We start from the raw sequence: 20282 nt of genomic DNA on the forward strand, positions 1-20282 counted from the left end.
GTGCCCCGGCCTTCAGGCCGGGGCACTCTCGCAAGATCAGAGGTAGAGGCCTTCCCGCTCCCTTCGGCTGCTTCAGGAGGACTGCGGTTCCCGCGAGCGTCACTGAAGCACGCATTCGAGCGTTCCGGATTTCTGGCCATACGCACTGACCCGGACGGGGCGTTGACGAGACAGATGCACAGCTCAGGCACGCCGACTCCTGGCTGTCCTCCTCCCCTGGCTTGCCGCTGCCGTCTCGCAAACGATGGCAGCGGTTGCTGCGAGATCACCTCCGTCACCGTCCACCGACGGCTTGACCTGAGAGTCACTCAGCGCAGGCGGGCGATTTCTATTGAACAACGGCCCCGGTTCTTTCGTCGTAGCAAGCACAAGAGCGTGTGGCCGCAGCAGGACGAGTTAGAGAATCGGAGTCTCCTCGCATGTTCCCCAAGCGACGGTTTCGTCTGACCGCGGTGTTCATGGCCGCCCTCGTGGCGCTGCCCGCGTGCGGGCTGACCGATTCCGCACCTGGATCGGGGGAACATGCTGATCAGGCACCGGGGAATCGGTCGGCCGACGGGCGGAAGGACTGGGCTCCCTCCCAATGGTTGCGGGATGCCGGGGACTTCATCAATCCGGTGGTCAAAGGCCTTTGGAATGCAGACCGGATGTCGCACTCCCGGAACCCCGACACTCCGGTGGCGAACGGCCTCGGCGATGCCGGCGTGTCGGATCCCGAGCCCGCCCCCATCAAGGCGCAGCCGGAACCCATGCCCTACCACGCGAGTGCCGCCGTGGTCGGCAAGGTGTTCTTCGACACCCCTGAAGGTAGCAACGTGTGCTCCGGCACGGCCGTCCGGGACCCAGCCCGCCCGGGACAATCCAACTTGGTCTGGACGGCCGGGCATTGTGTGCACGCAGGCGCTCGGGGCGGCTGGTACCGCAACATCGTCTTCGTCCCGTCGTACAACAACGATGGGCTGTCCGGCCGCGCCCGGCAATACGCCTCCTTGGACCGCATCGCACCGTTCGGCACCTGGTGGGCGGACTGGGCCCAGACCTCCTCCGAGTGGATATCCGAGGGAGCTGCGACTGGTGGTGCGGGCGCGCCGTTCGACTTCGCCGTCCTGCATGTTCGGCCGCCGACCGGTCTTGCGTCCTTGGAGGAGGCGATCGGACAGGCCGCGCCCGTCCGCTTCGGCGTGCCCACGCGGACCGCTGTCTCGGCAACGTCCGCGTGGGGTTACCCCGCGGCCCCGCCCTTCGACGGGGAGCACATGTTCTCCTGCCTGAACCGGCCCGGACGGCTCTCCATCCGGGCGGACCAGCCGACGATGTACCGGATCGGTTGCACGATGACAGGCGGCTCTTCGGGCGGAGGCTGGTTCGCCCGCGACGCCGACGGGTCGCTCGCTCTCATCAGCAACACGTCCATCGGTTCCGTCTCCGCCACGTGGCTGGCCGGGCCTCAGCTCGGCTCAGTGGCGAAGGACGTCTACGGTGCGGTGAGCGCGAAATTCGCCCATGCACCTGGCACGACGTGAAGTCCGCCCACCTGTGCGTTGCGGCCAGGCCACGATGTCGTCGTCGCACGGACCACGTAGCCACATCGGAGCCCCGATCCCCGGCAGCCTTCGGAGCACCACGCGGTCACCCGCGGACCTGGCACGAGCGCAGTCCGCTCTCGCTGCCCGCAGCCGATCCTGTGCGAACCCAGCTTGTGCGGGGTACAAGGTCAATGAGTCACTGGCTCCGCAGCACCTCATGCAAGCGCTGGGCGTTTACACGACCGAATGAGTCGAAGAGCAGCCCCAACAGGGGGCTTTCCGCCCTACCCAGCCGGAAGCCAGCCATAAAACAGGCATAACATCCGGTGTGCTCACGTCAATCATTCATCAATCAGATGTAGCACAGGGCCCCTCAGCATTTGTGCCGGGGCCGTAGGCGCCGATCCGGCCTCGCTACCCGTTAGCACGAACGGGCATCACGAGGAGTCAGCGATGAGCTGGAACGTCATTGGATCCATGGGCACCGAAGAGCGGGAGCAGGCTCTGTTCGCCAAATGCAGCGAGCACGTGCCGGCACTGTTGGCTTATGTATCCCGGATGTTGGGCGGCGACCGCCACAAAGCCGAGGACATCGTGCAGGAAACCCTGCTGCGCTGTTGGCGCAAATACCGCTCGGGCGATGAGATGCTGCGCCCTTGGCTGTTCACCGTCGCACGCAACCTGGTCATCGACGGACACCGCAAGAAGCTGGTCCGCCCCCAGGAGGTGGACGGCGCCGTCTGGCTCGGACAGGAGGCCTGCCAACTCGACCACATCGAAAGAATGTTGTCCGCAGTGGTAGTCAGTGAGGCTCTCAAGGCCCTGTCTCCGATCCACCAAGGCGTGCTGTACCAGACGTACTACCTCGGCAAGACCGTCGAGGAGGCGGCCGAGACACTTGGCATCCCTGTGGGCACGGTGAAATCACGGATTTTCTACGCTCTTCGTATCCTTCGTCTCGCGCTCCAGGAGCGCCGTGCCATTCCGGTCGGGAGCGACACCGATACCCCAAACATCCTGCGCCACCGGTCAAGTTCCGCCGCCTGATCGGCACAGCGAAGAATCCGCATGGTTCGCCGACAGCACGCTGGTCGAGCGGACCACCCGGTTCACCATGCTGGTCCACCTGCCCCGCGAGGAGGGATACGGCACGATCCCACGGACAAAGAACGGACCCGCTCTCGCCGGCTATGGCGCACTGTCGATGAACAAAGCACTCACACCAGTGATCACGACGCTACCCGAGCAGCTCCGGCGATCGCTGACCTGGGACCGGGGCAAGGAGCTCTCCCAGCACGCCCAGTTCAGACTCGAGACCGGCGTCGCGGTCTACTTCGCCGACCCGCACAGCCCCTGGCAGCGCGGGACGAACGAGAACACAAACGGGCTTCTCCGCCAGTACTTTCCCAAGGGCACCGACCTGTCCAGGTGGTCGCCCGACGAACTCCAGGCAGTGGCTCACTCCCTCAACAGCCTGGCCCCGCAAAACACTCGGATGGAAGACCCCGGCCGAGGCACTCAACGAACACCTAGACTCGGCCCAGAAGAACGGTGTTGCGACGACCGGTTGAATCCGCCTTGACAGCCGTGATCCGCGTGATGAATGAGCTGTCCGGGCTCAACCTCGCGGGAAGCGAGGGCGTACTCGAGCGTGGACAGCACCAGGTCGGCGTCCGCACGGGCGGAGGTCTCCCAGGCCACCACCCGGCGGGAGAACGCGTCCCGGATCGCGGAGAGCCACAACGGGCCCTCGCCGGTCGCGATCATCGTCAGATCGGTGACCCACAGCCGGTTCGGCGCACTCGCGGTGAGTCGCGCTGGACCAGGTCCGGGGCCAGGGTGGCCTTGGGGTCCCGGCGTGTGAAGCCACCCCGGCGCGGGCTGATCCCCGCGATGTCGGCCTCGCGCATCAGGCGCTCGACCCGCTTGCGGCCCACGTGGACGCCCTCACGCTTGAGCACAGCATGCACGCGCGGCGAGCCGTAGATCCCGCCCGAGTCGGCGTGGATCTCCTTGATCTGCTCGGTGAGTTCCGCGTCCCGGCGCACGCGTTCACATGGCTCGCGCTCAGCACGGCGCCAGCGGTAGTACGTCGAGGAAGGGACGGACAGTTCCCGCAGGACGGGCTCGACCCCCAGGTGCGGGTGCTCGTCGATGAGCGCTGTCACCTGGGCCGGGTCGGGTCGAGCTGGGCCGCGAAAAAAGCCGAGGCTGTCCGCAGGACCTCGTTCGCCCGCTTGAGCTGGGCGTTCTCCTTGCGCAGCGCCGCGAGCTCGGCCCGCTCGTCGGTGGTGAGCCGGTCGTCGCGCTCGCTGGCGTCCGCCTCGGCCTGGCGGATCCAGCCGCGCAGGGCCTCCGGGTGCACGCCCAGGTCAACGGCGAGCTTCTTGATCTGGGGCTTCGGATCGGAGGTGCGGTACATCCGCACCACACGCTCACGCAACTCCAGCGAGTACTTTCTGGGGGGAGCCATGGTCGATGTTCCTCTCATGAGAACCATCTGACCCTCTGTCACCATCCTCCGCATCTCGGGGGAACCTCAACCATCGACACGTCAAGGCCCAGGTCGTATGCTGCCCCAAGATTCCAAGTTGGCCCGAAAGGATCGAACAGCAGGCCCGGCACGGAAGTCCACGCGTGATACGCGCGGTGCACAGGTGCCGACTCGAAGGCCAGGCGGGGAAGGACTTTAGTTTGGTGCGGTTCGCGGTACTGGGACCGATCAGCGCGTGGCGTAGCACGGAAGAGATCGAGCTCGGCCCGCCGCAACAGCGGACGGTGCTTGCCGCGTTGCTGCTGGCAGAGGGCGCCCAGGTGTCCGTCGGCGCACTGGTCGACGCCGTATGGGGGACCGCCTCACCCGCCTCCGCGGTGTCCACGCTGCGCGTCTACGTCCACCGGCTGCGGCAGTTGCTGGAGCCGGGTGTCGACAAGGCGTCGTCGGTGATTCAGTCCGTCGGCGACGGCTACCGTGTGCGCACGACGCCGGACGAACTGGACCTGGGAGCCTTCCGGCGCTTTCTCGCGCAGGCTGAGCAAGCCCGCAGAGCCGGGAACATCGAGGGCATGGCGGGGCACCTCCGTGAAGCGCTCGCGCTCTGGCGGGGACCGGCGCTGGCCGGCCTCCGGGGCGAGTACGCCGAGATCCAGCGACAGCGGCTCAGCGAGTTGCAGCTGTCCGCGATGGCGGCGCGTCTGACGGCCGAACTGGAGCTGGGTGCCCACGCGGAGATCACCGGGGAGCTGACGGATCAGGTCACCGATCACCCCCTGGACGAGCGGTTCCGGAATATGCTGATGCTCGCCCTGTACCGGTCCGGCAGGCAGGCAGCGGCTCTCGACACCTACCGGGAGGCGCAGGCACTGCTCGCGGACGAACTCGGCGTCGATCCGGGCCCGGAGCTCCAGGCCATGTACGAGCGGGTGCTGCGAGCCGACCCGGGACTTTTGGGCCCTGCCGCCCTGGCCGAGCCCGCTGCCGTATCCCTCCTCCCTCCTGAGGATAAACTTGCCGTCCCGGCACAACTGCCCGCGGACCTGGCCGTGTTTGTCGGCCGGGAGACCCAACTGGCTGAGGCGACCCGCCTGGTCCCGGGCGGTACGGTAGTGATCAGCGCCATCGCGGGCATGGCCGGCGTCGGGAAGACGGCCTTCGCGGTCCACTGGGCGCGGCAGATCGCCCACCTCTTTCCCGACGGTCAGATCTGTCTCGATCTGCGCGGCTTCGATCCCGACGGAGCCCCGGTCCCGCCGGACCGTGCGCTGCGCACGGTCCTCGAGGCGCTCGGTGTCCCGCCGCAGAGCCTTCCGCAGGACCCGTCCGTGCTGGCGGCCCACTATCGCACTCTGATCGCTGACCGGCAGATCCTGCTGTTGCTGGACAACGCCCGCGACGCCGAACAGGTACGACCGCTGCTACCCGGGGCGCCCGGCTCAATGGTTATCGTCACCAGCCGGAACCGGCTGGCCGGGCTGATCGCCAAGGACGGTGCGTTGCCTCTCCACCTCGACGTGCTCTCCCCGGCCGAGGCCCGTGACCTGCTCGCCCGCCGCTTGGGGCACCGGCGCGTCGCGGCGGAGCCGGAGGCGGTAGACGAGATCATCGAGCTGTGCGCCCGGCTGCCGCTGGCACTGGCGGTCACAGCGGCCCGTGCCGCCATCCAGCCAGCGTTTCCCCTCGCGGCCGTGGTCGACGAACTGTGCGACAGCCGGGGCAGACTGGACGCCTTCGGCGACTTGGACGCCGCCGTCGACGTACGGGCCGTTTTCTCCTGGTCGTACCACGCGCTGACCCCGGCCGCCGCCCGGCTGTTCCGCCTGCTTGCCGTGCATCCCGGGCCCGACATCTCCCTCCGCGCCGCCGCAAGCCTGGTCGGGCTCTCCGTCCCGCAAGTCCGGCAGCTGCTCGCCGAGCTGACTCAGGCACACCTGGTGGACGAGCGCACCCCGGGCCGCTTCGCCTCCCACGACCTGCTGCGCGCGTACGCCGGCGAGCTGACCGAGACTGTCGACGATCCGGAGGAACTGCGGGCGACCCGTCACCGGATATACGACCATTATCTGTACAGTGCGGTCGCGGCGGGGGAGCCAGCGTTCTTCATCAGGCACCGGATCGCACTCACCCCACTGTCCCCGGAAGTGTGCCCCGAGGAGTTCACCGGCTCCAAACAGCGAGCCTCGGCCTGGTTCGCCGCCGAACAACCGGTACTGCTCGCGGTCGTACATCAGGCCGAAGCCACCAGGTTCGACCAACACACCTGGCAACTCGCTTGGGCCATCGAGCACTACCTCGGCAGGCACGGCCAATGGCGCGAACTTGACAGCGCCCTCCGCATGGCAATGGCAGCGGCCCGACGGCTCGCCGACCCAACCGCCGAGGCCCACGTCCTGCGCGGTCTCGCGCAGGCCGAAAAATATGCCGGGGAGACCACGTATGCGCGGACGCGCCTCGAGCGGGCCATTGAGCTGTTCGGCAGAACCGGGGAGAAGACCGCCCTCGCCGAGACCCACCGTCAGCTCAGCGTCGCACTGGAGCAACAAGGTGATCTCGAAGCAGCCCTGCACCACTCCAAGCTGTGCCTGCAACTACTCCCCAACACCCCAGACAATGACAAGCTGCGAGCCTGGGCGCTTACCGGGGTCGGCTGGCACAACGCTTTGCTGGGCCGCTACGAGGAGGCAATCCACCACTGCCAGACCGCACTGGCCTTCGCCCAAAAACAAGGTGACGACTACGGTGCGGTCTACATTTTCGACACCATCGGCTACGCCCAGCACCACCTAGGCCAGTACGCCGAGGCTGCCGACTCCTTCGAGCACGCCCTGGAACTCATCCGAAGGGTGGGCGGCATTCCCTGGACAGAAGCCACGACCCTCAAGCACCTGGGCGACACCTGGCTGAGTCTCGGCCACCCGGACGCGGCGCGCACCGCATGGACAAACGGCCTTCACATCCTGGAAAAGCTCAGGCATTCCGACGCCGAACTCCTCCACGCGAGGTTGCGTGAGCTCGACAAGCCGAGCGGTCCCGCCAGAAGCCATGCTCACGGCGTATAGCCAGGGGCTGTCAAACGATTGGCAGGGACTGGTCCGAAAATGAAGGATGAGCCCGGGTCGGTGGCGTGATTGGTGGAGTGCGTTCATGCGGCTTCGATGGGGTCGAAACGGACGGTGTATCCGAGTGCGTTGGCTTGCCGGGCCAGACGGCGCATGGCGCGTTCGGGATCGAGGTGGGTGAAGTAGTCGCCGCCGAGGTCGTGGTAGTTGACGTCATCGGTGATCATGTGCCAGACCGCGATGAGGATCGAATGCTCGAGGGCGACGAGAGCCTTCTTCTTGCCCAGACGGGGCATGAGGCGGTGGTAGCGGGCGCCGAGGTACGTGGTGTTCCTGGTGCGGGAGGCGGCCATCGCAGCGGTGCCCAGAGCGGCCCCCAGCCACCGGTTGCCGTGGCGTCGTCTGCCGGAGCGGTGCTTTCCGGCGGATTCGTGGTGGCCGGGACAGAGGCCGGCCCACGAGGCGAGGTGGCCAGCGGTGCGGAAGCGGGCCATGTCGCCGCCGGTCTCCGCCACGATCACCTCGGCCGTGGCCCGGCCGACGCCGGGGATCGTGGCCAGCAGTTCAAGCTGGCGGGAGAAAGGGAGGATCTCCTCCTCGATCCGCGCTGACAACTCAGCGACCGCCTCGGTGAGATGGTCGATACGCTCCAGATGGATCCTGCAGAGGAAGGCATGGTGCTCGCCGAAGTTCCCGGTCAGCGCCTCCACCAGGGCCGGAATATTCGGCCGCATGCGGGCCTTGGCCATGCCGGCCAGGACGTGGACGTCGCGTTCGCCGTCGATGAGCGCGGCCAGCATGGCCCGTCCGGAGACTCCCATGATGTCGGTGGCCACACTGGAGAGTTTGATGCCCGCATCCTCCAGTTCCTTCTCCAGGCGCTGGACTTCGCGGGACCGCTCCATGGTCAGGCTGGCGCGGTAGCGGGTCAGGTCGCGCAGGTGTCGGATTGGTTCCGGCGGTACGAAGGAGGCTTTGAACAGGCCGCACTCGCCCATCTGGCACAGCCACTGGCTGTCGGCGACATCCGTCTTGCGGCCGGGTAGCCCCTTGGCATGCGCGGCGTTGACCAGGATCACGTTCAGGCAGTCCTCCAGCAAGTAGAACGCCCCGCGCCAGTAGTCGCCGGTAGCTTCCATCACCCCGAGGGTGACCTTCTCGGCCACGAGCCAATCCCGCATCTCCAACAGGGCGTTGGTTGTGGTGACGAAGGTACGGATCTCCTGCTTGCGCGAGCGTCGGCGTCCCGGGTTCGGCGTGCGGACGCACGCCTTGAGGTCCCTCTTGCCGATGTCCAGTGCGGCACATCGCTGGTGCAGTACGTCCATCAGGCCTCCCGGAACGACGCCAACTGCGCGCGCCGTCCGGGAAGACCACGGACACAGGCCCGAAGGCAGCATGGACGAGATCTACCCCGACAAGCGCCCCAACAGCGCCCCCGCACTCCCCAACACGACCACCGATTGATCGGCTACACCATCACGCGGGACACGATCGGCGTTTCTGCCCCATCTTCGAACCAGACGGACTTCGAGCCCGAGAAGTGGAGTAAACAGGCAGCCAGGTTGATGTCTCGACGAGTGCGAAGATGAACCTATAGTGCAGAAGCCGCGAAAACTACCGGCCCCAAAGCTCACTTAACGACACAGTCCTTCTCTAAACGCCCATTGAGTGGGAATTTAGAAATGGTCTATGCCGGTAAGTGACTTTCATAGCTGTCAGGCTTGAGGTGTTTGCCCTATACGCGCACTCTCGCGTCCATCGAGCTGCGAACTTGGCCGCCCGTTTACTCCGGTTCTCAGTACGAAGTCCGTCTGGTTTGAAGATCAGGCAGAAACGCCCAGCGGCAGCGGAACAGCGCCGTCCGCCGCATCCATGATCACGCTACGGCGTGAGCCAGCGGAAGCCGTACCCCAGCGACCTGTCCGACGCCCGATGGGCCTTAATCGAGCCGACGTTGACGGCCTGGAGAAAGGCTCGGCTCGACCGCAGGCCCACCGGGCAGCCGGCCAAGGTCGACCTGCGCGACGTATTCAACGCACTCCTCTACATCAACCGCACGGGAATCCCCTGGAAATACCTCCCGCACGACTTCCCCAACCACGGCACTGTCTACGCCTATTACGCCGCCTGGCGCGACGAGGGAATCCTCGCCCAGCTCAACTACGACCTGACCGGCCTGGCCCGCGTGAAAGAGGGCCGCAAGCCCCAGCCGACCGCTTCCGTGATCGACACCCAGAGCGTGAAGACCTCCACCAACGTGCCCCTGACCAGCCAGGGAACCGACGCCGCCAAGAAGATCGTCGGCAGAAAACGAGGCATCCTCACCGACACGATCGGACTCATCCTCGCCGTGACCGTCACCGCCGCGAGCCTGTCCGAGAATGCCGTCGGAATCCAGCTCCTCGACCAGGCCAAGAAGACCTACCCGACCATATCCAAGAGCTGGGTCGACACCGGCTTCAAGAACGCCGTCATCGAGCACGGCGCCAGCCTCGGAATCGACGTCGAAGTCGTCAACAGAAACCCAGGAGTTCGCGGCTTCCACGTTGTCAAAAGGCGCTGGGTTGTCGAACGAAGTATTGGTTGGATCATGCTGCACCGGCGCCTCGCCCGAGACTACGAGACCCTGCCCGCCAGCTCCGAAGCCATGATCCACATCGCCTCGATCGACAACCTAACCAAGCGCATAAAGGACGAGACGACACCCACCTGGCGGGGAACTTACTAGGAGATAAAGGGCAATTCACCTAGATCAAACGCCCCCTGAGAGAGTGGTACGAGTATGATGTCCGTTTCGCCCTTTCGGGAGGGGTAAGCGGGCTGGCCGCGGCGTCGCCGGGCGGTTACGGCCGCGGCGGGGTGAACAAGCCCTGCTCGGTCTCGACCAGGATTCCGCGCTCGGTCAGCCGCTTGAGCTTCAGGCGGGTGTTGTTGATGTTGTTGGGCGCAATCTCTATGTCCATCGCCTCGCACGCCTGCCGCGCCCGCAGCGGCGTGTCGGCCGCGGCGAACACCGCCATGATCTGCTGGTAGGCCGGATGGTCCGGCAGCTTCGGGGCCGGCGGCTCGGGCGGCTGCGGATCGGGCAGCGCCAGCAGGTCTTGCGGGTGGTCCGGACCTCCTCGGCGGCCCGGCCGAGCTCGTCCAGCCGTGCGGTCAGGTGCGCGATCTGCTCCCTCGTCGCCTCGGCCTGCTCGGCGATCTCCCGTTCCCGCTCATCCAGTCGCGCCAGCACCGCCCCGAGGGTCAGCTCCCCGCCGGTCATGCGCTGCGCCAGGCCGTAGCTGTGGCCCCGGTCAGCCGGCGCAATATCACCGCGGTCATTGCCCAGTACACCCGCGATTCCGAACTGCGTGGCATGTGCTCGCAGTCGCGCACCAGCCTGCGGTGCAGCATCAAGATCTCGTAGGCGCGCTCCACGATCCACCGTTTGGGGATCGGCACGAACCCGGTCTGGGCCGGGTTGCGCTCGACGATCTCCACCGCGATGCCCACCTTCGACCGTGCGCGACGACGGCGTTCTTGAAGCCCTGGTCGACCAGGGCCTTCTCCGCGGTGTCGGTATGGGTGCAGCGGCGGACCCACAGGCGCAACCGGACCAGGTCCATCCCGACCGCAGCACACAACATCGCATTCCGCTATGGTGCCAAGTCCTTGTTCGAGCGCGGCCACGCCCCCTGCACGACCTGCCCTGAAGCCGGCCCTGCCGCCGACTTAACACCACACCGATCCGGTCGTTGGAGGCGGCGGTCTCGCATGGCGCCGCTCCTTGCCTCCTGGCGCAGATCGAGCTCGTCGAGTACCCACCCTCCCGCCACGTCCGCACCCTGGAGCCCCGCCCGCGACAAGCCGGACGACGAGCCGAAGCTGTCGGGGAACTGCGCGGACACTGACAACCGCACCCAACGACCGAAGGAAGTACATCGTGGACCGGGTCACCGTCCGCGAACAGATCATCGAGACGAATACCAGGAAAGGCAGTAACTTGCCCCACATGCAGTCTCTGGTTGATCCGCTGTCCGATGTTCTCGCTTCGTTGAACGTCAGGGCCGGGTCGTTGTCGGGCCTTGAGGCGTGGGGCAGCTGGGCGCTCCGCTTCGGTGTTCACGAGCACATCAAGATCGGCGCCGTACTCGACGGATTCTGCTGGCTCACGGTCGACGGTGCCGAGCCGGTGCGCCTCGAGGCCGGTGACTGCTTCCTGCTGGCCGCGCACGAGTGGTTCGCCGTCTGCGGGGACCTGGATGCGCCGTACCGCAGCGCCGAAGAGGTTTACCGAGCCTCCTCCAGCCGCATCGTGCAGATCGGGGAGGCGGACCACGCCGCCGACCAGGAGCGGACGCTCATCCTCGGCGGCAGTGTCGACTTTCTCGACGCCACGGTCGCCCTGCTGCTCAGCGGCCTGCCCCCTGTGGTCGCCATCCGCGCCACAACCGCTCAGGCCAAGGCGATCCAGCCGCTGCTGGCACTGTTCGTCGACGAGGTGAGCGCCGTACGCCTGGGCACCTCCGTGGTGTCGGAGCGGCTCATCGAAATCCTGTTCATCCAGGCGCTGCGGGCTGTCGTGGCGGGAGCGGACGCACCACACAAAACGGCCCTGCCGGGCTGGCTCGGTGCGCTCGGCGAGCCACGCATCGGCCGTGCACTGTTGATCATGCACCAGCAAGCGGCCCGCCCATGGACCGTCGCCACGCTCGGCGCCCACGTGGGCATGTCCCGGGCGAGCTTCGCCGCCCGCTTCAAGGAACTCGTCGGACTGCCACCACTCGTCTACCTCCAGCGCTGGCGGATCCTGGCCGCCAGCCGGGAACTGCGCTGCACCAAACGGACCGTAGCCTCAATGGCCGCCGAATGGGGCTATTCGTCGGAGGCCGCATTCAGCACCGCGTTCAAACGGGTCACCGGCATCTCGCCGACGCAGTACCGCAGCGCCCCGCTCGCAGCGGTGCCCGCGAGGCTGAACGGCTGGCCCGCGCTCCCCTTCCGCGTCCCGGCCCCCGTGGACGGACACGCAGATTCCTCAGACGCCTGATCATCTGCCTGTTCGGAGGATCAGCCGTGCCGACGGTCGTGGTAGCACGTCCACGGCGCCAACACGGATCAGTGGAAGGCTGAACAGGCGCTACGAGAAGCTGGGCGTCACGGGAGTCTTCGTATCCCGGATCGCTTTGCGTGCGATGACGTTCGGCGGGGCGGGGACGCCGCCGTGGAGCCGCATCGATGGTGTGGACGAGAAGGCTGCGGACGAGCTTGTGGGCGTGGCTCTCGACGCCGATGTCAACCTGGGAGCCCGATCGCCGGCGGGTTCCTGTCCGGCATGTTCGACCGCAACGGCACCACGCGCCGCGCCCTCGCCCCGCTCCCGCTTCACCCCGACCTCTTCGACGGAGCAGGGCCCACCCCCGTGCCGTCGCGCACGCCAGTGACACTGATCTGCGTCCGTCAGATCGTGCACTCGCGGTGGCGCACCCGGATGAGCGGGCTCTCCCCCGGCTCCGAACCTTCGCGTGGAGCCGAACGCTGTGGGCCGACGCGGGCGTCTGGTGGCGGCCGCCGAATCGGTTCTCGCTGATCTCGCCGAGCAGCTCGGCGACACAGGGTTCCTCGTGCTGCTCGCCGAGCGTGAGGCGCGGATCACGGACGTGCAGGGCCCCGTCTCCTGGTCGGTGTCGAGGCGATGAAGGTGGATCGGCAGCTGACCTCGGCCTGCTTGACCTGGGGCAACACCGGTTTCAACGCGCACGCCCTTCATTGGACATGGCGTTGGACATCGCGTCCAAATCAAAGTAATCTCCGTGTTGCCCGACGCTGCTGCGGACCGTGGGCAGTTATCGGTAGGTGCTGCATCCGGCAGCCGGTACTCCCCCCGTCCCGGCTGCCGGATGTACATCCGCCACCACCGAACGGGGAGATCTCGCGGGGCCGAGACACCGGAGGAATACGACACTGCTGCGTAATGTCTCGGCCTCTCGTCAGCAGCTGATGTCCTGCGCGTGCTTGCGAGGCGGCGGACAGCGTGCCGCTTGTCACGCGCGCCACCACGTCGACTGCGCCGTTCGGCGCGCCCCTGCACTGCTTCATCTGAGCAGTATCGCCAGCCGTTCTTGGCGATCCGCTGCCCTCTGGAGCGACTGGATTTCAGGAACACCTAGGAGATTCGGCTTGGCTACGACCGAAGTATCCCGTCCCACTCTGCTCCTTGTGCATGGCGCATGGCACGGACTCTGGTGCTGGGAAAAGCTGGAGCTCCAGCTCATTGCCGACGGTTGGGCGACTCGAACGGTCGGGCTGCCCAGCGCTGCGAGGTCAGGCCTCCCGACCGCCGAACCGCTCGCCGGCATTCACACGGACGCGCAGACCGTCCTCAAAGCCCTTGAAGACATCAAGGGTCCAGTGGTGGTCGTGGGGCACTCCTACGGCGGCATTCCGGTCACACAAGCCATCGCCGACGCCAGCAACGTCTGCCATGTGATCTACCTGGCGGCATATCAACTCGACGTGGACGAAAGCCTGTACGGGTTCCACGGCGCGCCAGAACCGGAGTTCGCGACAGGAGTCATCCAGCCTGCGGAAGAGAGTGTTGCGGTGGCGGCGTTCTACGCTGATGTACCCGAGGAGGAGGCCGCGCGAGCGGTCCAGAAGCTCGTGCCGCAAAGCGTGAGGTCGTTCAGCGAGCGGGTGACGCAAGCGGGGTGGCGAACCATTCCGTCCACCTACATCATCTGCGAGCAGGACAAGGCTCTGCCGTCCCAGGAACAGGAGAAGCTCGCCGCCCGGGCAAATGCCGTTCACCGTCTGCAAAGCAGCCACTCGCCATTCCTGTCGATGCCCTCGAAACTTGCCGCCCTTCTCGCATGCATAGCCCATGGAAGCCGACCCGCGTACTGAGCGCGACCGCCTCGGTCACGTACCGGCCGGCGGTCGCGGCGGAGACGCCGAACCCCGCGGCGACCTCGGCCAGGGTCTCGTCCTTGCGTAGGTGAACCGGAACGAGCAGGGCCTGCCGGAAGCAACCCAGCTTGCGCCAGAGGGAACTCAGCGCACACCTTCTGGCGCAGACAAGCCAAGGAACCGTACTCGGCGACCTCATGCCGGACTTCGAGCATGGCTCGATACGGGACCAACAGGGCTCCTGTATCCAGACGTTGACGAGTGAGATCACCAGCGCAACGAGCGGAAGCCCTGCCGCGTCACGGCCCCGACCGCCAACCGCCTTCACTCAAGAACCCACACGACGAGAAGCGTTCAATGAGACGCGCCTCGAGCCGGCTCCCGCCGCCCCGAGTCCTGCCCGCTCGTAGGATGGACACATGGCATCGACCACTCGCCGCGCCTCCACCGCCTCCGGCCGGCGAGCGGCAGTGGAGGCGCGGATCTTATCCGCGATCGGAGAATTACTGCGCGACGGCAAGACCTACACCGAACTGAGAGTGGAGCAGATCGCGGTTGCCGGCGGCATCTCCCGATCGGGGTTCTACCTCTACTTCCGCGACAAGGTGGATGTTCTCCTGAGGCTGAGCTCTTTGCTCAAGTCGGACAGCTTCGAGATCGTACGGCACTGGCAGCCTTGCGGTCCGGCCGGCGGACTTGACGGGCTCGCCCGGACATACGAGCAGCTGTTCAGGCACTACTGCAAGCACGGGTCCCTCCTTGCAGCGATCAACGAAGTGGCTGGTTACGACGCGTCTGTTCTCGAGTCGAGGACATCCACTCAAGACCAATTCATCGACCGCACGATGAAGCTGCTGATCGAGGAACAGCTGGCCGGTCGCACACCTGCTGATGTCGATCCGCTGTGCGCCGCCAAAGTGATGGTGCAAGGCGGTCTCCAGGTCATCGCCCAGCACATAGCCACAAGCGATGGGCATGACGATGCCGGGGTCGCCCTCGAGATGGCTTGCGCGGCTATTGGTATGGCATCTTCCGGCGCCCTGTGAGGTCGTAGCACGATAGGTGGCCACGGCCCGCGCGGCGGCCGAGCGTGAGACGTATGCCCGGGTGGCGCACCTGTTGACCGACGAGACGACGCCTGGCCTGGACGGCTGTTGGTGATCGAGCCGGAGCTGCGCTCGACGCGGCTTGACTGACTGGTCACGGGGCCGGTGGAGGCGTCGCCGCAGAGTGTGAAGGGCGAGGTCGAGAAGCTGCTGTTCCTGCGTGGCCTGGGAGCCGACGCCTTGGACCTATCGCCGCTGCCCGCCAAGCGGCGCCGCCATCTGGCCCAGATCGGCCGCCGGCTCACGGCGCAGGCCCTCGTGCGGCGCGAGCCCAACCGCCGCCACCCCATCCTGCTGACCGTTCTGGCCCAGTCCGCCGTCGACGTGCTCGACCCCGTGGTGCAGCTGTTCGAGAACTGAAACCGCGGCGACATGGGCGCCGGGCTGCAGGCGGACCCTCCAGCACCGCCGTCCACGACGTTCGCCGGTCTCCAGCGCGGCCAAGAGCCCCAGCCGGGAAACACCGTTCGACGGTCACGAAGATGTCCCGGAAGTACAAGAGCACCATCGAGACACCAGACAGACCACGCCGTTGCATCCAGGTCACCATTCCCCGCGACGAGGGGAAGAAGCCACTGGTCGCCCGCTTCGGCGGGATCCCGCAAGGGGCCCTCGGAAAAGGACCTCAGCCGGAGGCACCTCGTCGGCGGCCTACTTCACTCGGCGAGAGGTCCGGAGACACGGACCGGGAGTAATCCCGGCACTGCGCTCCGGGCCTACTCAGCGACGGGGCGGGTCAGGGGGTGAGGAGTATGCCTTTGAGGAGGAAGTCGAGGTTGGCTCATCCGAATCCTCGCCATTTGAGTAGTTTCGCCCGTGTCGCGTGTCGCTCGACCTGGCCTGAGCTCCAGAGGGTGGAGAGCCCGGCGGTGACGGTGTCGAAGTCGCGGCGTAGTCCGTTCACGAGGGAGTGCAGGGCAGGGAGGTCGTCGGCGAGGACGCGGTCCATCCCGGCCGGGGGCCCCGCACCGACGGTGGTACCCAGCTCCACCTGGTCGCCCCGGTGACCGGACCGACGCGGTCACCGTCCAGCGCGAGCTGGACGGCAAGACCCAACGAGATCGCCAACGCTTCTACGGTGTCACCGACTTGACGGCAGGCCCATTCACACCAGTGACACCAGCCGCCCGCTCAACACCCTCGACATCACACGATCACCCCGGACGCATCACCTGAACGCCGCCGTCCTGCCACGGCTGCACCGCCACCACGCGGCACCCCCTCGGTCCGCCACTCTGCGGGCCTTCCCGCGCCCTCGGCGGCCCACCCGAGCCTCCCCTGAACTTACGGCCGACTGTCTCCGTAGTGCTAGTGAGACGCTGCATGTATCCCTGCAACACCACCCCATATCCAGGAGAAACCGCATGCCCAGGCAGTCCGACACGGAGATCGCCAGCCCGCACTTCAGGCCGCGAAGCCGACGTTGACCTCGATTCGCGGCGGCCGTGATTGCTTGACCGAGCGGTCGGCTCGCACCGACTGCTCCACGTGATCGCGGGAACGGGGCCTTCGCGTATCGCTCCACTGCGGAGGTCTTCAAGGCTTCCACGTGCTCCACAGCCCGCGGCAGGCCCCGGCCCCGTCCCACCCGCACAAGGGATCTACGCAGCCGAAGAGCCGGGGACTGCGCGAGGGCGCCAGTGAGCACGCGGATCCGGTCGGCCACCGCATGTGCTCGGGCGCGACCCGGCCGCAGCAGCATGATCAAAGACTCGGTGGTATTCGCGCACCACACGGCCAGCGGATGAAACCCGAACGTCTCCATGAGGGTGACCGCCGCCCGGCACGCTTCGACACCGAAGTCGTGATGACGGTATCAAGGTCGATGAGGTTCCAGCCGCACACCCGCCTGCCCGCCATCGCACCGCCCACGGCCACTCAACACTACGACAACAAGTGGAGTGAAATGCCCATCAAAGAAGTTCAGCGGAAATTGCTCAAAGCTCTCGCAGATCTCGAAGCTCAGCAGCATCGTGAACAAGGTTTCACAGTACTCGAGATATCCGGTCAGGCAGCTGTCAAAAGAACGACTGCCCGTTACAACTTGAATAACCTAAAACGGGATGGAGCGGTAAAGGGTGCGGGCGCTATTCGTGCTACCCAAAGGCCCAGCCCTACACTCCGCCTTACCGCGGTTGGCCGCCGATTGCTCGGATCAGGCGATTCGGAGCCAGTAGCATCCACTTCGCAGGCGGATGTACAGCAGCAGGCTCCCGTCCGCGCAGACAGTTCCACATCCTCAGACGCCCGAGAAGCCACAGCCGATCTCGCGGCTACTGAACAGCGACGCCGTTTTCTATTCAACCCAAATACCCCGCCGCTCTTGGAGGGATTTGAGCATCGTAGCGCGGCGCGGGAAGGGGTTGCTCCGCAGGCCGTGAATGCCTACCTGTACGACAACGCGCAGGCAGCTGTTGCAGATGCGGCGAAGTCTTCACCCCAGACACCGCCTCAAGTGTCTGGTTCTACTGCCGACAGCGTGATTCGTCCTCAAACCTCTGCTGCTCCGCGACGGCCTCGGCGCCGCTGAGGAGCGTTGCCGGAGAAGATCGCACGGCTCGTCAGGTCACAGTGGGCGATCGAGAACCGGCTGCACTTCCTCCGTGACACCACCTTCGACGAGGACCGATCCCAAGTCCGCACCGGTCGCGGACGCGAAAACGGCCACACCAACATCGCCGCCGGCATCAGGGAGATGTCCTACCAACCCTTCACCCGCCCACTCGACCTCCTGGGCCTGACCCCCTGGCCCAGCAACTACACCAAGATCGAAAGACTTTGCAACAACCCTGGGCACCGGCATGCCTGGGACACGGAGCGAAACAACGATGCGGAGTGGAACTTAAAATGACTGCGATTTCTGTGGGAATGCCGTCCGTTCCGGCCAAGCTGGCCGAACGCAGGGCCAGCCGCAAGGTCATGGTCGGCTCGGTCGCGGTCGGTGGTGACGCACCGGTATCGGTGCAGTCGATGACGACGACCCGTACGTCCGACGTCGGGGCAACCCTGCAGCAGATCGCCGAACTCACCGCGGCCGGCTGCCAGATCGTCCGCGTGGCCGTGCCCACACAGGACGACGCCGACGCACTCTCGCAGATCGCGAAGCAGTCTCAGATCCCGGTAATTGCGGACATCCACTTCCAGCCGAAGTACGTCTTCGCCGCCATCGACGCGGGCTGCGCCGCGGTCCGAGTGAACCCGGGCAACATCAAGCAGTTCGACGACAAGGTCAAGGAGATCGCCCAGGCGGCCAAGAACGCCGGAACCACTCTGCGCATCGGCGTCAACGCGGGCTCCCTGGACAAGCGGCTGCTGCAGAAGTACGGCAAGGCGACAGCCGAAGCGCTGGTGGAGTCCGCACTGTGGGAAGCATCCCTGTTCGAGGAGCACGACTTCCGCGACTTCAAGATCGCAGTCAAGCACCATGACCCCGTAGTGATGGTCAACGCCTACCGGCAACTGGCCGCGCAGTGCGACTACCCGCTGCACCTCGGCGTGACCGAGGCCGGCCCGGCGTTCCAGGGCACCGTCAAGTCCGCCGTCGCCTTCGGCGCTCTGCTCAGCGAGGGCATCGGCGACACGCTCCGGGTGTCACTGTCGGCTCCGCCGGTGGAGGAGGTCAAGGTCGGCATCCAGATCCTGGAGTCGCTGAACCTGCGCCAGCGCCGTCTGGAGATCGTCTCCTGCCCGTCCTGCGGCCGGGCCCAGGTCGACGTGTACAAGCTGGCCGAACAGGTGACCGCGGGCCTGGAGGGCATGGACGTGCCGCTGCGGGTCGCGGTCATGGGCTGCGTCGTCAACGGCCCGGGCGAGGCCCGCGAGGCGGACCTCGGTGTGGCCTCCGGCAACGGCAAGGGCCAGATCTTCGTGAAGGGTGAGGTCATCAAGACCGTGCCGGAGTCGAAGATCGTGGAGACGCTCATCGAGGAGGCGATGAAGATCGCCGAGGAGATGGAGAAGAACGGCACCTCCTCGGGCGAGCCCGAGGTCTCCGTCAGCTGACATATCTTCTCCACCCGCGACCAGCATCCCGAAGCCCAAGAAGACGCCCTCCGTGCGGCCGGCTGCGAGAAGGTCTTCATGGACAAGGCGTGCGGCAAGCTCGCCCGGCGCCCCGAACTCGACAAGGCCCTCCTCGTCGCCCGCGACGGCGATAGCTCGTGATCACCAAGCTCGGTCGCTCCCGGGATGCGTCATCGAACTATCCAACGACCTCCAAGCCCGAGGCGGCCTCGTCGTTCTCGATCAGGGCATCGACACCTCCACCTCCATCGGCCGCTAGTTCTTCCAGATCCTTGGCGCCGTCGCGGAGTTCGAACACGTGCTGATGTCCGAGCGAACACGGACGGCCTGGAAGCCACCCGCGCCCGCGGCCGCACCGGCGGCCAGAAACCCAAACTCGGCCTCCTCCAGGCCAAACTCGCCCGCGAGATGTACGACTCCGGCGACTACACCGTCCAACAGATCGCCGGCGAGTTCGGCTCCCACCCCACCATCTACCGCCACCTCAGCAACGTCCCCATCCAGACCAAAGGACCCGCATAGTCCACATCACCGCAGCTCAGGGGCTACTCCGTTGGTCTCTCGGCGGAAGCCACCGGGACCCCTACTACGACCGATGCCGAGCCGCGGAAGACCCACAGGCAGGCCCTCCTCGGCCTTTGCCCGCCACCGCATCAGCGTGCTGTTCGCGATGCTCAGCGACGGCACCCTCTGCGAACCCAGGGCCCCACGCCTCGCTCGACGAAAGACATAGAGGCACCCCCCGGCAGCCACCTGTCGCAGAAGCCGTCCATGAGGTCGGACAGTTGGACGGGCTCGACCAGCGCACGGGCCGACCGCAAATCGGCCGTCGTCGACCAGGGCGCCGGATCGAGCACGGAACAGATGGACGTCGGCCGGCTCCCAGCGCGTTGCGCACCACGACGACGTACTGAAAACGCCTTGCGGTGCGTCCCTGCGGGAGCCGAGCGGTGATGGGCGAGATGCGAATGCGGGAAGGTGCTGACGCGACGCGGACTCGAGACCCCGGTCCCTTGGCATGGGCTGACCGACGCCGCACCGGATGCAGTGAGCCGTCAGGTCGCACTTGCCCGGCCCCGCATCGACTCCGTCCACCCGGGCTCTTCCATTCAGAACCATGGCATAGAACCGATCCGTGCGGCTGTCCGTTGTGGGGGGGAGAGGCCCCCGCCGCTTT

The 20282-nt window shown here is 66.3% G+C and carries 18 protein-coding genes and 4 pseudogenes; 14 read left to right on the forward strand and 8 right to left on the reverse strand.

Features of this window, described 5'->3' with window-relative positions:
* The first annotated feature begins 647 nt into the window (after window positions 1-647).
* From ACFVWD_RS45870 to ACFVWD_RS45880, 3 genes and pseudogenes are all read left to right on the forward strand, one after another.
* Window positions 648-1523, forward strand: coding sequence for a trypsin-like serine peptidase (locus tag ACFVWD_RS45870; RefSeq protein ID WP_389604164.1), 876 nt, complete (start codon window positions 648-650; stop codon window positions 1521-1523).
* A 456-nt stretch (window positions 1524-1979) separates the two neighbouring features.
* Window positions 1980-2573 (forward strand): sigma-70 family RNA polymerase sigma factor, encoded by a 594-nt coding sequence (locus tag ACFVWD_RS45875; protein ID WP_389604165.1) that lies wholly within the window; start codon window positions 1980-1982, stop codon window positions 2571-2573.
* A gap of 28 nt (window positions 2574-2601) precedes the next feature.
* A pseudogene (locus tag ACFVWD_RS45880) lies at window positions 2602-3097 on the forward strand (IS30 family transposase); the annotation flags it as partial.
* Here ACFVWD_RS45880 and ACFVWD_RS45885 read toward each other — a convergent pair.
* The 3 genes from ACFVWD_RS45885 to ACFVWD_RS45895 are packed head-to-tail and all read right to left on the reverse strand — an operon-like array spanning window position 3045 to window position 3999.
* Window positions 3045-3293 carry a DDE-type integrase/transposase/recombinase gene (locus tag ACFVWD_RS45885; protein WP_389604167.1) on the reverse strand — a complete coding sequence of 83 codons (249 nt, stop codon included), beginning with the start codon at window positions 3291-3293 and terminating at the stop codon, window positions 3045-3047. The pseudogene ACFVWD_RS45880 and the gene ACFVWD_RS45885 sit on opposite strands and share 53 nt — an antisense overlap.
* A gap of 2 nt (window positions 3294-3295) precedes the next feature.
* Window positions 3296-3694, reverse strand: a complete 399-nt coding sequence (locus tag ACFVWD_RS45890; protein WP_389604168.1) for an IS3 family transposase — start codon at window positions 3692-3694, stop codon at window positions 3296-3298.
* Complete coding sequence (locus ACFVWD_RS45895; RefSeq protein WP_389604169.1) at window positions 3691-3999, reverse strand: transposase; 309 nt, start codon at window positions 3997-3999, stop codon at window positions 3691-3693. The genes ACFVWD_RS45890 and ACFVWD_RS45895 overlap by 4 nt, the downstream gene beginning before the upstream one ends.
* A gap of 224 nt (window positions 4000-4223) precedes the next feature.
* Between ACFVWD_RS45895 and ACFVWD_RS45900 the strand changes: the two genes are divergently transcribed.
* The gene (locus ACFVWD_RS45900) at window positions 4224-7082 is read left to right on the forward strand and encodes a BTAD domain-containing putative transcriptional regulator (RefSeq protein WP_389604170.1); all 2859 of its coding nucleotides are present in this window, start codon (window positions 4224-4226) and stop codon (window positions 7080-7082) included.
* An 83-nt stretch (window positions 7083-7165) separates the two neighbouring features.
* On the opposite strand, the gene ACFVWD_RS45905 is transcribed toward ACFVWD_RS45900, so the two are convergent.
* Window positions 7166-8410 carry an IS110 family transposase gene (locus ACFVWD_RS45905; RefSeq protein WP_389604172.1) on the reverse strand — a complete coding sequence of 415 codons (1245 nt, stop codon included), beginning with the start codon at window positions 8408-8410 and terminating at the stop codon, window positions 7166-7168.
* 563 nt (window positions 8411-8973) lie between these two features.
* Here ACFVWD_RS45905 and ACFVWD_RS45910 point away from each other — a divergent pair.
* The gene (locus ACFVWD_RS45910; RefSeq protein ID WP_389604174.1) at window positions 8974-9813 is read left to right on the forward strand and encodes an IS5 family transposase; all 840 of its coding nucleotides are present in this window, start codon (window positions 8974-8976) and stop codon (window positions 9811-9813) included.
* A 115-nt stretch (window positions 9814-9928) separates the two neighbouring features.
* On the opposite strand, the gene ACFVWD_RS45915 is transcribed toward ACFVWD_RS45910, so the two are convergent.
* Together ACFVWD_RS45915 and ACFVWD_RS45920 are read right to left on the reverse strand one after the other, a co-directional pair.
* Entirely contained in the window at window positions 9929-10105 is a 177-nt protein-coding gene (locus ACFVWD_RS45915) for a hypothetical protein (protein ID WP_389604175.1), read from the reverse strand.
* Between the two features lie 241 nt (window positions 10106-10346).
* Window positions 10347-10642, reverse strand: a pseudogene (locus ACFVWD_RS45920) (IS5/IS1182 family transposase); the annotation flags it as partial.
* A 437-nt stretch (window positions 10643-11079) separates the two neighbouring features.
* On the opposite strand from ACFVWD_RS45920, the gene ACFVWD_RS45925 reads away from it, so the two are divergent.
* The 3 genes from ACFVWD_RS45925 (at window position 11080) to ACFVWD_RS45935 (ending at window position 13973) form a co-directional block, all read left to right on the forward strand.
* A complete protein-coding gene (locus ACFVWD_RS45925) occupies window positions 11080-12117 on the forward strand; it encodes an AraC family transcriptional regulator (RefSeq protein ID WP_389604176.1) in 1038 nt (345 codons plus the stop codon).
* 475 nt (window positions 12118-12592) lie between these two features.
* Window positions 12593-12766 carry a hypothetical protein gene (locus ACFVWD_RS45930; RefSeq protein WP_389604178.1) on the forward strand — a complete coding sequence of 58 codons (174 nt, stop codon included), beginning with the start codon at window positions 12593-12595 and terminating at the stop codon, window positions 12764-12766.
* Between the two features lie 481 nt (window positions 12767-13247).
* Complete coding sequence (locus tag ACFVWD_RS45935; protein WP_389604180.1) at window positions 13248-13973, forward strand: alpha/beta fold hydrolase; 726 nt, start codon at window positions 13248-13250, stop codon at window positions 13971-13973.
* Between the two features lie 64 nt (window positions 13974-14037).
* Here the strand turns inward: ACFVWD_RS45935 and ACFVWD_RS45940 are convergent.
* Window positions 14038-14175 (reverse strand): annotated as a pseudogene (locus tag ACFVWD_RS45940) (hypothetical protein); the annotation flags it as partial.
* Window positions 14176-14395: 220 nt separating this feature from the next.
* Here ACFVWD_RS45940 and ACFVWD_RS45945 point away from each other — a divergent pair.
* Window positions 14396-15022, forward strand: a complete 627-nt coding sequence (locus tag ACFVWD_RS45945; protein ID WP_389604181.1) for a TetR/AcrR family transcriptional regulator — start codon at window positions 14396-14398, stop codon at window positions 15020-15022.
* A gap of 186 nt (window positions 15023-15208) precedes the next feature.
* Window positions 15209-15442 carry a hypothetical protein gene (locus tag ACFVWD_RS45950; RefSeq protein WP_389604183.1) on the forward strand — a complete coding sequence of 78 codons (234 nt, stop codon included), beginning with the start codon at window positions 15209-15211 and terminating at the stop codon, window positions 15440-15442.
* A 421-nt stretch (window positions 15443-15863) separates the two neighbouring features.
* Here the strand turns inward: ACFVWD_RS45950 and ACFVWD_RS45955 are convergent, their stop codons facing one another.
* Entirely contained in the window at window positions 15864-16073 is a 210-nt protein-coding gene (locus ACFVWD_RS45955) for a hypothetical protein (RefSeq protein WP_389604185.1), read from the reverse strand.
* Between the two features lie 1545 nt (window positions 16074-17618).
* Between ACFVWD_RS45955 and ACFVWD_RS45960 the strand changes: the two genes are divergently transcribed.
* The 4 genes and pseudogenes from ACFVWD_RS45960 to ACFVWD_RS45975 all read left to right on the forward strand — a co-directional run.
* A complete protein-coding gene (locus ACFVWD_RS45960; RefSeq protein WP_389604187.1) occupies window positions 17619-17933 on the forward strand; it encodes a hypothetical protein in 315 nt (104 codons plus the stop codon).
* Complete coding sequence (gene ispG, locus ACFVWD_RS45965; RefSeq protein WP_389604189.1) at window positions 17930-19084, forward strand: flavodoxin-dependent (E)-4-hydroxy-3-methylbut-2-enyl-diphosphate synthase; 1155 nt, start codon at window positions 17930-17932, stop codon at window positions 19082-19084. Before ACFVWD_RS45960 ends, ispG begins: the two co-directional genes overlap by 4 nt.
* A gap of 3 nt (window positions 19085-19087) precedes the next feature.
* Complete coding sequence (locus ACFVWD_RS45970; RefSeq protein ID WP_389604215.1) at window positions 19088-19246, forward strand: recombinase family protein; 159 nt, start codon at window positions 19088-19090, stop codon at window positions 19244-19246.
* 443 nt (window positions 19247-19689) lie between these two features.
* A pseudogene (locus ACFVWD_RS45975) lies at window positions 19690-19838 on the forward strand (IS110 family transposase); the annotation flags it as partial.
* Window positions 19839-20282: the final 444 nt, after the last annotated feature.

This window comes from Streptomyces sp. NPDC058086, assembly GCF_042885015.1.
Lineage (GTDB): Bacteria > Actinomycetota > Actinomycetes > Streptomycetales > Streptomycetaceae > Streptomyces.

Excerpts from the sequence above, each read along its gene's own strand:
- ACFVWD_RS45870 (WP_389604164.1), top strand. The coding sequence starts at position 648 with ATGTCGCACTCCCGGAACCCCGACACTCCGGTGGCGAACGGCCTCGGC.
- ACFVWD_RS45875 (WP_389604165.1), top strand. The coding sequence starts at position 1,980 with ATGAGCTGGAACGTCATTGGATCCATGGGCACCGAAGAGCGGGAGCAG.
- ACFVWD_RS45885 (WP_389604167.1), bottom strand. The coding sequence starts at position 3,293 with ATGATCGCGACCGGCGAGGGCCCGTTGTGGCTCTCCGCGATCCGGGAC.
- ACFVWD_RS45895 (WP_389604169.1), bottom strand. The coding sequence starts at position 3,999 with ATGGCTCCCCCCAGAAAGTACTCGCTGGAGTTGCGTGAGCGTGTGGTG.
- ACFVWD_RS45905 (WP_389604172.1), bottom strand. The coding sequence starts at position 8,410 with ATGGACGTACTGCACCAGCGATGTGCCGCACTGGACATCGGCAAGAGG.
- ACFVWD_RS45915 (WP_389604175.1), bottom strand. The coding sequence starts at position 10,105 with ATGGCGGTGTTCGCCGCGGCCGACACGCCGCTGCGGGCGCGGCAGGCG.
- ACFVWD_RS45925 (WP_389604176.1), top strand. The coding sequence starts at position 11,080 with ATGCAGTCTCTGGTTGATCCGCTGTCCGATGTTCTCGCTTCGTTGAAC.
- ACFVWD_RS45945 (WP_389604181.1), top strand. The coding sequence starts at position 14,396 with ATGGCATCGACCACTCGCCGCGCCTCCACCGCCTCCGGCCGGCGAGCG.
- ispG (WP_389604189.1), top strand. The coding sequence starts at position 17,930 with ATGACTGCGATTTCTGTGGGAATGCCGTCCGTTCCGGCCAAGCTGGCC.